13 protein-coding genes and 1 riboswitch are annotated in these 14,464 nt (G+C 60.6%); of the genes, 9 read left to right on the top strand and 4 right to left on the bottom strand.

The window, feature by feature from the left end:
• The first annotated feature begins 61 nt into the window (after positions 1-61).
• The 4 genes from ruvA (at position 62) to ACIROY_RS18535 (ending at position 3,347) form a co-directional block, all read left to right on the top strand.
• Positions 62-640 carry a Holliday junction branch migration protein RuvA gene (gene ruvA, locus ACIROY_RS18550; RefSeq protein ID WP_053194902.1) on the top strand — a complete coding sequence of 193 codons (579 nt, stop codon included), beginning with the start codon at positions 62-64 and terminating at the stop codon, positions 638-640.
• 10 nt (positions 641-650) lie between these two features.
• The gene (ruvB, locus tag ACIROY_RS18545; RefSeq protein ID WP_402275482.1) at positions 651-1,706 is read left to right on the top strand and encodes a Holliday junction branch migration DNA helicase RuvB; all 1,056 of its coding nucleotides are present in this window, start codon (positions 651-653) and stop codon (positions 1,704-1,706) included.
• A 304-nt stretch (positions 1,707-2,010) separates the two neighbouring features.
• Positions 2,011-2,853 carry a 2-keto-4-pentenoate hydratase gene (locus ACIROY_RS18540; RefSeq protein WP_402275480.1) on the top strand — a complete coding sequence of 281 codons (843 nt, stop codon included), beginning with the start codon at positions 2,011-2,013 and terminating at the stop codon, positions 2,851-2,853.
• Between the two features lie 38 nt (positions 2,854-2,891).
• Positions 2,892-3,347 (top strand): YaiI/YqxD family protein, encoded by a 456-nt coding sequence (locus tag ACIROY_RS18535; RefSeq protein ID WP_402343145.1) that lies wholly within the window; start codon positions 2,892-2,894, stop codon positions 3,345-3,347.
• Positions 3,348-3,356: 9 nt separating this feature from the next.
• On the opposite strand, the gene ACIROY_RS18530 is transcribed toward ACIROY_RS18535, so the two are convergent.
• The 4 genes from ACIROY_RS18530 to ACIROY_RS18515 all read right to left on the bottom strand — a co-directional run bounded on the left by ACIROY_RS18530 (position 3,357) and on the right by ACIROY_RS18515 (position 9,470).
• On the bottom strand, positions 3,357-4,508 hold the full coding sequence (locus ACIROY_RS18530) for a branched-chain amino acid ABC transporter substrate-binding protein (protein ID WP_402343142.1): 1,152 nt from the start codon (positions 4,506-4,508) through the stop codon (positions 3,357-3,359).
• A gap of 49 nt (positions 4,509-4,557) precedes the next feature.
• Entirely contained in the window at positions 4,558-5,604 is a 1,047-nt protein-coding gene (locus tag ACIROY_RS18525; RefSeq protein WP_402343139.1) for a branched-chain amino acid ABC transporter substrate-binding protein, read from the bottom strand.
• Positions 5,605-6,003: 399 nt separating this feature from the next.
• A complete protein-coding gene (locus ACIROY_RS18520; RefSeq protein ID WP_402343136.1) occupies positions 6,004-6,459 on the bottom strand; it encodes a DUF2147 domain-containing protein in 456 nt (151 codons plus the stop codon).
• Between the two features lie 200 nt (positions 6,460-6,659).
• Positions 6,660-9,470: a valine--tRNA ligase gene (locus tag ACIROY_RS18515; RefSeq protein WP_402343133.1), complete on the bottom strand. Its 2,811-nt coding sequence runs from the start codon at positions 9,468-9,470 to the stop codon at positions 6,660-6,662.
• A 223-nt stretch (positions 9,471-9,693) separates the two neighbouring features.
• A riboswitch (TPP riboswitch) is annotated at positions 9,694-9,911 on the top strand.
• Between the two features lie 90 nt (positions 9,912-10,001).
• Between ACIROY_RS18515 and thiC the strand changes: the two genes are divergently transcribed.
• Genes thiC through thiE form a run of 5 tightly spaced genes read left to right on the top strand, consistent with a single transcriptional unit; the run spans position 10,002 to position 14,426 of the window.
• Complete coding sequence (gene thiC, locus ACIROY_RS18510; protein ID WP_402275466.1) at positions 10,002-11,915, top strand: phosphomethylpyrimidine synthase ThiC; 1,914 nt, start codon at positions 10,002-10,004, stop codon at positions 11,913-11,915.
• A gap of 17 nt (positions 11,916-11,932) precedes the next feature.
• Entirely contained in the window at positions 11,933-12,133 is a 201-nt protein-coding gene (gene thiS, locus ACIROY_RS18505) for a sulfur carrier protein ThiS (protein WP_402343130.1), read from the top strand.
• 18 nt (positions 12,134-12,151) lie between these two features.
• Complete coding sequence (locus ACIROY_RS18500) at positions 12,152-12,961, top strand: thiazole synthase (RefSeq protein WP_402343127.1); 810 nt, start codon at positions 12,152-12,154, stop codon at positions 12,959-12,961.
• 8 nt (positions 12,962-12,969) lie between these two features.
• Positions 12,970-13,800 carry a hydroxymethylpyrimidine/phosphomethylpyrimidine kinase gene (locus ACIROY_RS18495; protein ID WP_402343124.1) on the top strand — a complete coding sequence of 277 codons (831 nt, stop codon included), beginning with the start codon at positions 12,970-12,972 and terminating at the stop codon, positions 13,798-13,800.
• Positions 13,797-14,426: a thiamine phosphate synthase gene (thiE, locus tag ACIROY_RS18490; RefSeq protein WP_402343121.1), complete on the top strand. Its 630-nt coding sequence runs from the start codon at positions 13,797-13,799 to the stop codon at positions 14,424-14,426. The genes ACIROY_RS18495 and thiE overlap by 4 nt, the downstream gene beginning before the upstream one ends.
• Positions 14,427-14,464: the final 38 nt, after the last annotated feature.

Here is a 14,464-nt window from a genome sequence, read left to right as displayed (position 1 = left end):
CGAACAGTACTGTATCATTCCGATAATCCATTTTTCGACTCACTTTCGATACCTGCCCATCATGATCGGTCGCCTCTCCGGAATCCTGCTCGAAAAAAATCCTCCGCAATTGCTGGTCGACTGCAACGGCGTCGGATATGAAGTCGGCGTGCCGATGAGCACCTTCTACAATCTGCCCGGCCTCGGCGAAAAAGTGGTGCTGCTGACGCACCTGGCGATCCGCGAAGACGCCCACGTGCTGTTCGGCTTCGGCAGCGCCGAAGAGCGCAATACCTTCAAGGAGCTGATCAAGATTTCCGGTGTCGGCGCGCGCACCGCGTTGTCGATCCTGTCCGGCATGTCGGTCAGCGATCTGGCGCAGGCGGTGACGCTGCAGGAAGCCGGTCGTCTCACCAAGGTCCCCGGCATCGGCAAGAAGACCGCGGAACGCCTGTTGCTTGAACTCAAGGGCAAGCTCGGCGCCGATCTCGGCGTGGTCGGCGGCGCGGTGCATCACGACGCGACTTCGGATATCCTCAACGCCTTGCTGGCGCTCGGTTATTCCGACAAGGAAGCGACTCTGGCGCTGAAGCAGGTGCCGGCCGATGCCAGCGTCTCGGACGGCATCAAGCACGCACTGAAAGCACTGTCCAAAGCCTGAACGGTAAATCATGAGCATCCAGACCGACGACTTTTCCGAACAACGCATCATCGCCGCCACGCCTGCCTCGGCCAACGAGGAGGCCATCGAACGCGCGCTGCGGCCCAAGCAGCTCGACGAATACGTCGGCCAGGAAAAAGTGCGCGGCCAGCTCGAGATCTTCATCTCGGCGGCGCGCCAGCGCGGCGAAGCGCTCGATCACACCTTGCTGTTCGGCCCGCCGGGCCTTGGCAAGACCACCATGGCGCACATCATCGCGCGCGAAATGGGCGTCAACCTGCGCCAGACTTCCGGCCCCGTGCTGGAGCGCGCCGGCGACCTGGCCGCGCTGCTGACCAATCTCGAAGCCAACGACGTGCTGTTCATCGACGAGATCCATCGCTTGTCGCCAGTGGTGGAGGAAATCCTCTATCCCGCGCTCGAGGACTACCAGATCGACATCATGATCGGCGAAGGCCCGGCGGCGCGTTCGGTGCGTCTGGACCTGCAGCCGTTCACGCTGGTCGGCGCCACCACGCGCGCCGGCATGCTGACCAATCCGCTGCGCGACCGCTTCGGCATCGTTGCGCGCCTGGAGTTCTACACGCCGCCGGAGCTGGCCCGCATCGTCACGCGCAGCGCCGGCCTGCTGAATGCACCGATCGTCGAAGAAGGCGCGCTGGAAATCGCCAAGCGCAGCCGCGGCACCCCGCGCATCGCCAACCGCCTGCTGCGTCGCGTGCGCGACTATGCGGAAGTGAAGGGCAACGGCCGGATCACGCAAGCCATGGCTGACGCCGCGCTGGTAATGCTCGACGTCGATCCGGTCGGCTTTGACGTGATGGACCGCAAGCTGCTCGAAGCCGTGCTGTTCAAATTCAACGGCGGTCCGGTCGGACTCGACAATCTCGCTGCGGCAATCGGTGAAGAGCGTGACACCATCGAAGACGTGCTGGAGCCTTACCTGATCCAGCAAGGTTATCTGCAACGCACGCCGCGCGGCCGCGTGGCGACGCCGGCGGCGTACACCCACTTCGGCGTGACGGCGCCGCGCACAGGCCCCAACGGCGACCTTTGGGCCGGTTGAATCCCTGCTCAAAAATTGTATCGGCATTGCTGCCGGTACACTCCTTCTCACGTTTCTCGTACGCACGCGTGCTCATCTGCAACAGCTGTTGAACTGCGTCAACTTCCGCGCAAACTGACATTGGCCTGACCATTTGGCCGGACGATTGCCGCGCCGGAAAAGTGTCTCGTCATCTCGTCAATTCATTAGAAATTTGCCAAGAAATTCATGCGAACTTCTTGTGATTTCTTTATTTTCACTTGTGCAAAAATTAATCGTCACCGACAATGGATAGCTAATCACTATCTTTGTGGGCGAGCCTCTCATGCTTATGTCGAGCCAAGCCAGCAGGTACGCGCATCAACTCCTCGATGCCCGTGCAAACACACGCCTGTTGCCGCTCCTGTCCTCTTCCCAGCCTCTCTCCGTTGACGATGCCTACGACATTGCGCGCCGCATCATCGACATCCGTGTGGCGCAAGGCGAGCAACCAATCGGCCGCAAGATCGGCTTCACCGTGCACAAGACCTGGGACAAATACGGTGTCACCGACGACGCGCGCATTCCGATCTGGGCGCACATCTACGACTCGACGGTGCGCTACGCCGAGGACAACCATGGCAAGCAATGCCTGAAGGGGGCGTTGCAGCCGCGCATCGAGCCGGAGATCGTTTTCAAGCTCGGGCAGGCGCCATCGCCGGACGCGACCATCGACGAACTGGCCGAATGCATCGAATGGATGGCGCACGGTTTCGAGATCGTCGCCTGTCCGTTCGCCAACTGGGAATTCACGGTGGCCGATTCGATCGCCGCCTTCGGCCTGCACGGCACGCTCATCATCGGCGAGCCGCACGTGCTGTCGTCGGCCACGCGCCACAACCTGCCGCAGATACTGGCCAGCGCCAGCGTCTCGCTGTCGAGCAGCACCGACAGCACCGGCCGGCTGCGCGCGGCCGGCTTCTTCAACGACGAAGCCGACAGCCCTTTGCATGCGCTGTGGCATCTGCATCAGTTGCTCAAGACCCAGCCGCAATTCGCGCCCTTGCAGGCCGGAGAAATCATCACCACCGGCACCTGGACCGACGCCTATCCGGTGGAAGCCGGGCAGACCTGGATCACCGCGTTTTCCGGCGTCGCATTGCCGGGACTGACGGTGTCGTTTGTCTGATTTCCTTTTCGGCAGCAAACAGGTGCCGCAGGTGAGTCATGCATATCTGGGTTGACGCCGACGCCTGTCCGGGCGTGATCAAGGACATGCTGTTCCGCGTTGCCGATCGCACTCAGATCTCGGTGACGCTGGTGGCCAACCGGTACCTGCGCACGCCGCCTTCACGCTTCATCAAATCGATCGTGGTTCCGGCCGGATTTGACGTCGCCGACAAGGAAATCGTCAAGCTCGCACAAGCCGGCGACCTCGTCATCACGGCCGATATTCCACTCGCTGCCGAAGTCGTCGCCAACGGCGTCGCCGTGCTCAATCCACGCGGCGAGATGTACACCGTCGACAATATCCAGCAGCATCTGACGATGCGCAATTTCATGGAAGAACTGCGCGGCAGCGGTGTCGAGACCGGTGGTCCGGCGGCGTTCAGCCAGGCTGACGGCCGCGCCTTTGCAGGCCAGCTTGATCGCTTCGTCGCCCAGCGCAAGCCCACGCGCTGACGCGTCGTTCTACTTGCCATTGAAGACCCGCAGCGGCGTCCATCCCTTGCGCTCATAACTGTAAAGCGTGTAACCCGGCTTGAGCAGCGCGCCGTTGGCATCGAAGGCGATGTTGGCGCTGACGCCGCTATATTTGATCTCGTGCAGCGCATCGATGATCTTGGCACGATCCAGAGAATTGGCCTTCTTCGTCGCAGCTGCCAGCAATTGCACGCTGTCGTAGGAGTACACCGCGAACGGGATCATCTCGCCGCCGAAGCGTTCGGCGTATTTCTTCTGCAACGCCGCCATGCCGGGACGCTTGTCCAACGGCGTGCTGGGTACGATGGCGAGAATGGTGCTGTCAATGTCGCCGGCGTTTTTCAGGAAAGCCGGCGACACCACGCTGCCCGTCAGCAGCAATTTTGCCGGCAGGCGAAAACGTTGCAGACTGCGCGCCAAGACATCGCTCTGCATCACGCGGCCACTGAAGAAAATCAACTCGGCCTTGGCCTCCCGCGCCCTTTGCAGCGGCTGATTGAAATCCGACGTATTGCCGCTGATGGACATGCGCTGAATGACTTCACCATCGGCGGCCTTCACATGATTGGAGAAATAATCCGCCATGCTGATGCCGAGGAATCCGCCGTCGTCGAGCACCAGCACGCGTTTCAGTTTCTGTTCCCCGATCAGGTAATCGGCCGCAAGCGCGAGTCCGACGTCGTCGCTGCCGATGGTCTGGAACGCCGTCTTGTAGGATTTCTGCGTGAAGCTGCGGCTCCACGAGAATGGTGAAATTTGCGCCAGCCCTGCAGTGTGATAGATGGGGGCGGCCGCTACCGTCGTCGCGCTGTTCCAATGGCCGATGACGCCGATGGCCTTGCTGTTGGCGAACGAGCGCGCGATGAATTCGCTGATGCGCGGATCAGCTTTATCGTCCTGCTCAAGCAACTCGAAGACGATCGCGCGGCCGTTGACGGTAGGATTGCCCTTGTTGATTTCTTCGATGGCCAGCAGCGCGGCGTTGCGGCCCTGGCGCGCGGAAACTTCCGCCAGAGGCGCTGCGAAACCGATCGTGACGATCTCGGTCGTGGGAGCGGCTGAGTGCGCCCACGATGCCGATGACGCCAGCGCTGAGCACAGCAAGAAAAATGGAACTGCGAAGCGACAGGAAATCGACATACGTTCTCCAGTGCAAATGTGATGCTTCTCTGTGCATGGCGGTTTCGCTTCAGCCCGGAGACTTGAATTGTCTGCGTACCGTCCAGCGACCTTTCTCCGTCTGGTGCAATGTGTAGGTGGGATTCTTGAGCGTGCCGTCGGGACGGAAGGACATCGCACCGCTGAGTCCTGTGTAGTTGACCGCGTACAAGGCGGCGATGATGTTCTGGCGATCGAGGCTGTCGGCCTTTTTGATAGCGGCGATCAGCGTGTGGACGGAGTCGTAGGCAAACATGGCGAACGGCGCCGGTTCGCGTGTGAAGTGCGCCATGTAGCGTTTCCTGAAGGCCTGTATCTTGCTGCCGTCCGTCGACGGGCCGGGAACGATGGCATAGAGATCTTCATCGCTGTAATTGATCTGCGCCAGGAAATCCGTCGACACCACGGGGCCGGTCATCATCAGGCTGGACGACACGCCCATGCGCTTGAGGTTGCGCGCAATCGCCGTGCTTTGCGCGCTGCGGCCGGTGAACAGGATCAGGTCCGGGCGACTGGTCTTGGCGATCTGCAACTGAGGATTGAAGTCCGAGGTCTGCGTGCTGACGGAATGGCGCGAGGTTTCAATGCCCGCGGCCTTGGCGTATTTCTCGAACGAGTCAGCCATCGACACGCCCAGCGGGGCCTTGTCGTCAATCACCATGACTCTTTTCGGATGGACATGCTCCGATAAATAGCCGATCACATAGGCCATCGCCATGTCGTCGCTGCCCACGCCCTGGAAATGGCTGCTGCCCGGGGCAAGCGTAAAGCGCCTGCTCCACGCAATCGGCGCCAGTTGCGCAATGCCGGCTTCGGCGTAGATCGGTGCGACGGCGATGCTGGTGGTGCTGGTCCAGTGACCGACGACGGCGACGACGTTGGTCTTGATCAGATAGCGCGCGACCTGCTCAGCGGTGCGCGGATCGGCCTTGTCGTTTTGCAGCAGTAATTTGAAAATAACGGGATTGCCGCCGATGCGCACCGATGCGGCATTGGCCTCGTCAATCGCCATCTGCGCGGCTCCCGCGCCGCTGGAAGCATCGAGGTCGTCCATCGGTGCGACAAAGCCGATCAACACTTCGCGGGCAGGATCCTGAGCGCGCGCGGGAACGCTGCAGGAGAGGAAAAGCACTGCGACGGACAAGCACAGAACGCTGAAGCGCGGCGACGAATGCATTGTATTGCCCTCCCCCGAGAGACCCTTCTGACAAGCGATGGATGACCGATGCCGAATGCAATGCACAAGCTCGGCCGGGACGATTCCGGCCATCTCGTTTTGTTATCCTCAGGCTAACAATTTCGCAGGCAATGGGCAACACGAAATAACACAGGTGTTGCGCAAGCTGTCTATTTCCGAACGGAAAAACTGCGTGACGCATTCCAGGAAGAAAGCGCTCAGCAAACGGGGGGGGAGAGGAAGGACAAGGAAGAATGCATCGCATGCAGGGACGCCTGCGATGCATAGCGGAAAGTGTGCTTACTCCTCGCGCACCCAGGTCTGTGTCCGGCCCAGCATCGGCATGCCGATATAGCCGCGCACGTTGAGCTTCTTGCCGTCCTCGACCACGGTCAGCTTGCTCTTGTACAGCTTGCCGTTGGCCGGATCGAGGATCTGTCCGCCGTTGTATTCATCGCCGTCTTTCTTCAGGCCGGAGAGGATGGTCATGCCGATGATGGGCTGATCTTTCAGCGCGCCTTCACATTTCACGCACTTGGGATTCTGATCTTCCTCTGCCGGGCGGAACAGCTTCTCGATCTTGCCCTTGAGTTCGCCGTCGCTCTCGGTGATGCGGATCAGCGCCTTGGGTTGGCCGGTGGCGTCGTCGATGTTTTTCCACAGACCGACAGGCGAGCCGTCGGCGGCCCAGGCGTTTGCGGTGCTTAGTGCGCTCAGGGCCAACAGGGCGCTGCTCAGGATGATGCGAGTTTTCATGATGTCTCCGTCCATTGGTGAAACTGGTGGTTTAAATAAAAGCACGATTGTTCTAATTTTATCCGGCTAGTGTAGACAAGCCGGCGGCGTCCGGCAAGGATTAAAAAAGTTAGCGACAAGGCAATAAAAAAGCCGCCGCCCTTTGCAGGACGGCGGCTCATCGGAAGCTGACCGGGCAGCTTATTTCAACTTACTTCAACTTATTTCAACTTCCCCAGTTGCTCTTCCAGTTTTGCCAGCGTGGTGCTGAAGTTGGCGAGGCGCTCTTTCTCTTGCGCCACGACCGCTTCCGGCGCGCGCGCGACGAAGCTCTCGTTGGACAGCTTGGCATTGGCCTTGACGATCTCGCCGCTGATGCGGGTGATCTCCTTGGTCATGCGTTCGCGTTCCGCCGCGATGTCGATTTCCACCTTCAGCATCAGCTTCAGGTCGCCGACGATGGCCACCGGCGCCGGCGACTCAGGCAATTGCGTCACGACTTGCGTCTCGCTCAGCTTCACCAGCGATTGCAGGTAAGGCAGGAAGGAGTTCACCGCTTCCGCATTCTCGGTCTCAATGATCAGCGGCACGCGCAACGCCGGCGACAATTGCATCTCGCCGCGCAGGTTGCGGCAGGCATCGGTCAGCGTCTTCAGCTGCGTCATCCAGGCTTCCGCATCCACGTCGATCTTTTCCAGATCGGCTTGCGGATACGGTTGACGCATGATGGAGTCGCCGGCCGGGTCGAGCTTCTTGTCGGTCAGCGGCGCCACGCTTTGCCACAGCGCTTCGGTGATGAAAGGCAGCACCGGATGCGCCAGGCGCAGCACGCCTTCCAGCACGCGCAGCAGAGTACGGCGGGTGGCGCGTTGCTGCGCTTCGTTGCCGTTCTGGATTTGCGACTTGGCCATTTCCAGATACCAGTCGCAGTACTCGTCCCACACGAACTTGTAGATGGCGGAAGCGATGTTGTCGAAGCGGTAGTCGGCGAAACCCTTTTCAACTTCGGCCTCGGTGCGCTGCATCAGCGATACGATCCAGCGGTCGGCTTGCGAGAACTGCAGCTTTTCCTTGTCGCATTCACCCTTGACGTGGCCGTCGAAGCCGCAGTCATGGCCTTCCGTGTTCATCAGCACGAAACGGGTGGCGTTCCACAGCTTGTTGCAGAAGTTGCGATAGCCCTCGCAGCGGCCGAGGTCGAAGTTGATGTTGCGGCCCAGCGTCGCCAGCGAGGCGAAGGTGAAGCGCAGTGCATCGGTGCCGAAGGCCGGGATGCCGTCGGCGAATTCCTTGCGTGTGGCCTTCTCGATGCTGGCGGCCTGCTTCGGATTCATCAGGCCGACGGTGCGCTTGGCGACCAGCTCATCCACGCCGATGCCGTCGATCAGGTCGATCGGGTCGAGCGTGTTGCCCTTGGACTTGGACATCTTCTGGCCGCTGGCGTCGCGCACCAGGCCGTGCACATAGACGGTATTGAACGGCACCTGGCCGGTGAAGTGCGTGGTCATCATGACCATGCGCGCCACCCAGAAGAAGATGATGTCGAAGCCGGTCACCAGCACCGACGACGGCAGGAACAGTTTGTAGTCCGGTGTGATTTCCGGCCAGCCCAGCGTCGAGAACGGCACCAGCGCCGACGAGAACCAGGTGTCGAGCACGTCGTTGTCGCGGGTCACGGTCTTGCCGCCGGCTTGCGCCTGGGCTTCCGCTTCGGTGCGCGCCACGTAGACCTTGCCGTCTTCGTCGTACCACGCCGGGATCTGATGGCCCCACCACAGTTGGCGCGAGATACACCAATCCTGGATGTTGTTGAGCCACTGGTTGTAGGTGTTGCTCCAGTTTTCAGGAATCAGCTTGATCTCGCCGTTGGCGACTTTTTCCAGCGCCACTTCTGCAATCGACTTGCCCGGGAAGTAAGTACCTTCCGGGGCCGGCTTGCTCATGGCGACGAACCATTGGTCGGTCAGCATCGGCTCGATCACGACGCCGGTGCGGTCGCCGCGCGGCACCATCAGCTTGTGCGGCTTGACCAGTTCCAGCAGGCCTTGCGCATCGAGGTCGGCAACCATCTGCTTGCGCGCTTCGAAGCGATCCAGGCCTTGATACTTGGCCGGGCCGTTTTCATTGATTTTGGCGTCCAGCGTCAGGATGCTGATTTTTTCCAGGTCGTGGCGTGCGCCGACCTGATAATCGTTGAAGTCGTGCGCAGGCGTGATCTTTACGCAGCCGGTGCCGAATTCCTTGTCGACATATTCGTCCTTGATGATCGGGATTTCGCGATCAGTCAGCGGCAGCTTGAGCATCTTGCCGACCAGGTGCGCATAACGCTCATCGGTCGGATCGACGGCCACGGCGACGTCGCCCAGCAGTGTTTCCGGACGTGTCGTCGCCACCGTGATGTGACCGCTGCCATCCACCAGTGGATAGCGGATATGCCACATCGAGCCGTCTTCTTCTTCCGACACCACTTCGAGGTCAGAGACCGCCGTGCCCAGCACCGGATCCCAGTTCACCAGACGCTTGCCGCGATAGATCAGGCCTTGCTCGAACAGGCGCACGAAGACTTCCGTGACGGCGTTCGACATCTTCGGATCCATCGTGAAGTATTCGCGGTCCCAGTCGGTCGAGGCGCCCATGCGGCGCATCTGGCCGGTGATGGTGGAGCCGGATTTTTCCTTCCACTCCCACACCTTCTCGACGAACTTCTCGCGGCCGAGGTCATGGCGCGAAATCTTTTGCGCATCGAGCTGGCGCTCCACCACGATCTGCGTGGCGATGCCGGCGTGGTCGGTGCCGGGAATCCAGGCGGTGTTGAAACCACGCATGCGATGGTAGCGGGTCAGGCCGTCCATGATGGTCTGATTGAAGGCGTGGCCCATGTGCAGCGTGCCGGTCACATTCGGCGGCGGCAGCTGGATGCTGAACGACGGCTTTTCAGGCGCGGTGGTGGCGGCGAAATATCCGCGCTTTTCCCACTCCTCGCGCCAGAATTTTTCGATATCGGCAGGCTCGAACGACTTGGCTAATTCCATGATTTGACGTGTGTTTTTGCGAAACCGTCCATTATAAAGGAGTCGCCGCCCAAACAGGCTTTCAGCCCGAAATTGTGGTTTTGAAAACTGGGGAAATTGTTGTTTGGCAATATCAAGCAGCATCGGATACATGTCCTTGCGCGCATGGCAAGTAGTGGAAATTAGTGATGCCGCGCCAAAATTATTGGAGTAGAATCCGGCCCACGACGTTTGAAACTGAACGTAGTAATGCTAGGGGTCCTGTCTTTGCGACGGGCCTTACAACCGTAGCGAGCGGGTCTAGCCTGAGTTAAGAAGCGCAGCCGTACTTTAGTACGGTGAGCATCGCAGACTCAGGATCGGCACGCGCAGTAGGTTGTAAGGACCGGACATTGACGGGTGAGAAATACCCTTGAACCTGATCTGGGTAATGCCAGCGAAGGGAAGCGCCGGAACTACCGTATTGCATTGCCTCTTCAGCACGCAACAGGTTCCTTTCCGAATCCTCCTTTGCTGGCTCCAAGCCAAGTAATTTCAAGCAAAGGAGCCAAAATGAACGCCAATCCGAAATTCCTCTCCGCTACCGCCACGGTAGACGAAGCAGCCGTCCAGCCTTTACCGAATTCCCGCAAGATCTATGTCACCGGTTCGCGCCCCGATATCCGCGTGCCGATGCGCCAGATCAGCCAGTCCGACACGCCGGCGATGTTCGGCTCGGAAAAGAATCCGCCGATCTACGTGTACGACACCTCCGGTCCGTACACCGATCCGGACGCCAAAATCGACATCCGCAATGGTCTGGAGACGCCACGCCTGCCGTGGATCCTGGAGCGCAACGACACCGACGAACTGGATGGCCCGACTTCCGAATACGGCCAGCAGCGCCTGAACGATCCGGCACTGGCCGAGCTGCGCTTCAATCTGCATCGCAAGCCGCGCCGCGCCAAAGAAGGCGGCAACGTCTCGCAAATGCACTACGCGCGCAAGGGCATCATCACGCCGGAGATGGAATACATCGCCATCCGCGAAAACCTGCGCCGCCAGGAATACCTGGAAGAGCTGAAAGCCTCCGGCCCGATGGGCAACAAGCTGGCCGACCTGATGGGCCGCCAGCATCCGGGACAATCTTTCGGTGCTTCTATCCCCGCCATGATCACGCCGGAATTCGTGCGCGACGAAGTCGCCCGCGGCCGCGCCATCATTCCCGCCAACATCAACCACCCGGAAGTCGAACCGATGATCATCGGCCGCAACTTCCTGGTGAAGATCAACGCCAACATCGGTAATTCGGCCGTGACCTCGTCCATCGGCGAAGAAGTCGAAAAGATGACCTGGGCCATCCGCTGGGGCGGCGACAACGTCATGGATCTGTCGACCGGCAAGAACATCCACGAAACGCGTGAATGGATCATCCGCAATTCGCCGGTGCCGATCGGTACAGTGCCGATTTATCAGGCGCTGGAAAAGGTCAACGGCAAGGCCGAAGACCTGACCTGGGAAATCTTCCGCGATACGCTCATCGAGCAGGCCGAGCAAGGCGTCGACTACTTCACCATCCACGCCGGCGTGCGCCTGCAATACGTGCCGCTGACCGCCAAGCGCATGACGGGCATCGTCTCGCGCGGCGGCTCGATCATGGCCAAGTGGTGCCTGGCGCATCACAAGGAATCCTTCTTGTACGAGCACTTCGAAGACATCTGCGACATCATGAAGGCCTACGACGTCAGCTTCAGCCTCGGCGACGGCTTGCGTCCGGGCTCGATTTACGACGCCAACGATGAAGCGCAACTGGGCGAACTGAAGACCTTGGGCGAGCTGACCAAGATCGCGTGGAAGCACGACGTGCAGGTCATGATCGAAGGTCCCGGCCACGTGCCGATGCACCTGATCAAGGAAAACATGGACCTGCAACTGGAGCAGTGCCACGAAGCGCCGTTCTACACGCTGGGGCCCTTGACGACCGACATCGCGCCGGGCTACGACCACATCACCTCCGGTATCGGCGCCGCGCAGATCGGCTGGTACGGCACCGCGATGCTGTGCTACGTCACGCCGAAAGAACATCTGGGTTTGCCGAACAAGGTCGACGTCAAGGACGGCATCATCACTTACAAGATCGCTGCGCACGCCGCCGATCTGGCCAAGGGCCATCCGGGCGCGCAGATCCGCGACAACGCGCTGTCGAAGGCGCGTTTCGAATTCCGCTGGGAGGACCAGTTCAACATCGGTCTCGACCCGGACAAGGCGCGCGAATTCCATGACGAAACCCTGCCCAAGGATTCGGCCAAGGTAGCGCATTTCTGCTCGATGTGCGGTCCGCATTTCTGCTCGATGAAGATCACGCAGGAAGTGCGCGATTACGCCGCCAAGGAAGGCATCTCGGAGATCGCTGCCTTGAAGCAGGGCATGGAAGTGAAGTCGGTGGAGTTCGTGAAGATGGGCGCCGAGATTTATTCCAAGACCTGAGCGTTGCGGTGAATGCGATGCAGATTGAATTGAATGGCAAGCCGCACGCCCTCGCCGATGGCGCCGACTTGGCGCAGCTGATTGCTGCATTGGAGTTGACCGGCAAGGCCGTGGCGGTCGCCGTGAACCGGCAAGTGGTGCCGTCGCAGCTCTGGGCCGGACGCGTGCTGGCCGATGCGGACCGCGTCGACGTGGTCCGCGCCATCGGCGGCGGCTGAAACCTGAAAGGAATTGACATGAACATGAACGACGCTCCTGCGCTGACTGCGGACGCGGGACTGACGATTGCAGGAAAAACCTATAACTCTCGCCTGCTGGTCGGCAGCGGCAAGTACAAGGATCTCAACGAAACCCGCGAAGCCACCGAGGCCAGCGGCGCCGACATCATCACCGTGGCGATTCGTCGCGTGAACATCGGCCAGGATCCGAATGCGCCGAGTCTGCTCGACGTGGTGCCGCCTTCGCGCTACACCATCCTGCCGAATACGGCCGGTTGCTACAACGCCGAAGATGCGGTCTACACGCTGCAACTGGCGCGCGAATTGTTGAACGGCCACAAGCTGGTCAAGCTGGAAGTGCTGGGCGACGAGAAGACCCTGTTCCCGAACATGCCGGAGACCCTGAAGGCCGCCGCAACGCTGGTCAAGGATGGCTTCGACGTGATGGTCTATTGCAGCGACGATCCCATCCAGGCGCGCATGCTGGAAGACATCGGCGTGGTGGCGGTGATGCCGCTGGCGTCGCTGATCGGTTCCGGCATGGGCATCCTGAATCCCTGGAATCTGTCGCTGATCATCGAACAATCGAAGATTCCAGTGCTGGTCGATGCCGGCGTCGGTACGGCTTCGGATGCCGCGATTGCGATGGAGCTTGGCTGCGACGGCGTGCTGATGAATACCGCGATTGCCGGTGCGCGCGATCCGATCCGCATGGCGCGGGCGATGAAGTTGGCGGTGGAAGCCGGTCGTGAAGCCTTCCTCGCCGGTCGTGTGCCGAAGCGCTTTGCGGCGTCGCCATCGTCGCCGATGGCGGGCCGGGTCGTCTGAGCCAGGTCATGTCTTCGTATCGCTCGTCGCCGCCGTGCGTGCTGGTGTTTTCCGGTTCCGACCCCAGCGGCGGCGCCGGCATGCAGGCGGATATTCCCGCGATCAGCGCGCTCGGCTGCCATCCGCTGTCGGTGCCGACCGCGTTGACGGTACAGGACAACGTCAGCGTGTTTGCGGTGCACCCGCTCGATGCCGCGTTGATTCGCCATCAGGCGCAGGTGCTGATCGATCGCTTCGACATCCGCGCCGTCAAGCTCGGCATTGCCGGCAACCGCCGCAATGCCGAGGCGATTGCGGGCCTGATTTTGCAATTGCGCGCACGTCAGCCGGATTTGCCGGTGGTGTTCGATCCGGTGCTGGCCAACGGCAAGGGTGATCAGTTGTCGACCGACGATGCGGCGCGGGCGATTGAATCTTTATATGCGGTCGCCACCGTCATCACGCCCAATCTCAATGAAGCCAACCGCCTGTGCGGCAGCGAGCATGCGCCGGAACAGCAGGCCGCCATCCTGATGCAGCGCGGTTGCGAAAACGTGTTGCTCAAGGGCGGTCACGGTCCGCAGCATCAGGATGTGGTCAATCGCTGGTTCGGCCCTGAAGGTGCTTTTGCGTCGTGGAGCTGGCCGCGTTTGCCGGACGAATTCCACGGCAGCGGTTGCACGCTGGCGGCGGCCTTGTCGGCGCAACTGGCGCAAGGTCTCGGCATGCGCGACGCCATCGATACGGCGCAGCAGTATTGCCAGCACGCGCTGGAAACTTCCTACGCGATCGCGGACGGACAACGCATTCCCAATCGCGTACCGCTGTATGAACGCCCCTTTGCTGGAGAAAACAAATGAGTGAAGCCAAACAATGGTCCTTGCGCGGCCTGTATATCGTGACCCCGGACTGGGATGACACCGACAAGCTGGTCGGTGTGACCGACCAGGCAATCAAAGGCGGCGCGACGCTGGTGCAATACCGCCACAAGACCGCTGACGCGATCCTGCGCAAGGAACAGGCGAGTGCGTTGCTGCAAGTCTGCCGCCGCCACAACACGCCGTTCATCATCAACGACTACGTTGACCTGTGCCTTGAACTCGACGCCGACGGCATTCACGTCGGCGGCACCGATGCATCGGTAGCGGACGTGCGCGTCCAGGTTGGCAAGGACAAGATCGTCGGCGCCTCATGCTACGGTACCCTGCAACTGGCGCGCGATGCGTACGCAGCCGGCGCGACCTATGTGGCGTTCGGCGGCTTCTATCCGTCGCGCGTAAAAAAATATGACTTCAAGACAGCGCCGGAAATCGTCGCCGAGTCGAAGAAGGAGATCCCCTTGCCGGTGGTCGTCATCGGCGGTATGACGCAGGAGAATTGCCTGCCGCTGATTGCGCAGGGCACCGACATGGTGGCGGCGATCAGCAGCGTCTACATGACCGATGATCCGCAAGCGGCAGCGCGCCGGTTTGCCGATCTGTTTTGAACGCGTCGTATCGGAAATGAAAAATGCCGCTGCATCGT

It is taken from the genome of Herbaspirillum sp. NPDC101396, from assembly GCF_044767365.1.
Classification (GTDB): Bacteria; Pseudomonadota; Gammaproteobacteria; order Burkholderiales; family Burkholderiaceae_D; genus Herbaspirillum.
This window is presented reverse-complemented; position numbering and strand designations above follow the sequence as displayed.

What these genes read in the sequence shown, in the direction of transcription:
- ACIROY_RS18520 (WP_402343136.1), bottom strand. Translation starts at nt 6,459, where the DNA reads ATGAAAACTCGCATCATCCTGAGCAGCGCCCTGTTGGCCCTGAGCGCA.
- ruvA (WP_053194902.1), top strand. Translation starts at nt 62, where the DNA reads ATGATCGGTCGCCTCTCCGGAATCCTGCTCGAAAAAAATCCTCCGCAA.
- ACIROY_RS18540 (WP_402275480.1), top strand. Translation starts at nt 2,011, where the DNA reads ATGCTTATGTCGAGCCAAGCCAGCAGGTACGCGCATCAACTCCTCGAT.
- thiE (WP_402343121.1), top strand. Translation starts at nt 13,797, where the DNA reads ATGAGTGAAGCCAAACAATGGTCCTTGCGCGGCCTGTATATCGTGACC.
- ACIROY_RS18500 (WP_402343127.1), top strand. Translation starts at nt 12,152, where the DNA reads ATGAACATGAACGACGCTCCTGCGCTGACTGCGGACGCGGGACTGACG.
- ACIROY_RS18515 (WP_402343133.1), bottom strand. Translation starts at nt 9,470, where the DNA reads ATGGAATTAGCCAAGTCGTTCGAGCCTGCCGATATCGAAAAATTCTGG.
- ACIROY_RS18535 (WP_402343145.1), top strand. Translation starts at nt 2,892, where the DNA reads ATGCATATCTGGGTTGACGCCGACGCCTGTCCGGGCGTGATCAAGGAC.
- ACIROY_RS18530 (WP_402343142.1), bottom strand. Translation starts at nt 4,508, where the DNA reads ATGTCGATTTCCTGTCGCTTCGCAGTTCCATTTTTCTTGCTGTGCTCA.
- ruvB (WP_402275482.1), top strand. Translation starts at nt 651, where the DNA reads ATGAGCATCCAGACCGACGACTTTTCCGAACAACGCATCATCGCCGCC.
- thiC (WP_402275466.1), top strand. Translation starts at nt 10,002, where the DNA reads ATGAACGCCAATCCGAAATTCCTCTCCGCTACCGCCACGGTAGACGAA.
- ACIROY_RS18495 (WP_402343124.1), top strand. Translation starts at nt 12,970, where the DNA reads ATGTCTTCGTATCGCTCGTCGCCGCCGTGCGTGCTGGTGTTTTCCGGT.
- thiS (WP_402343130.1), top strand. Translation starts at nt 11,933, where the DNA reads ATGCAGATTGAATTGAATGGCAAGCCGCACGCCCTCGCCGATGGCGCC.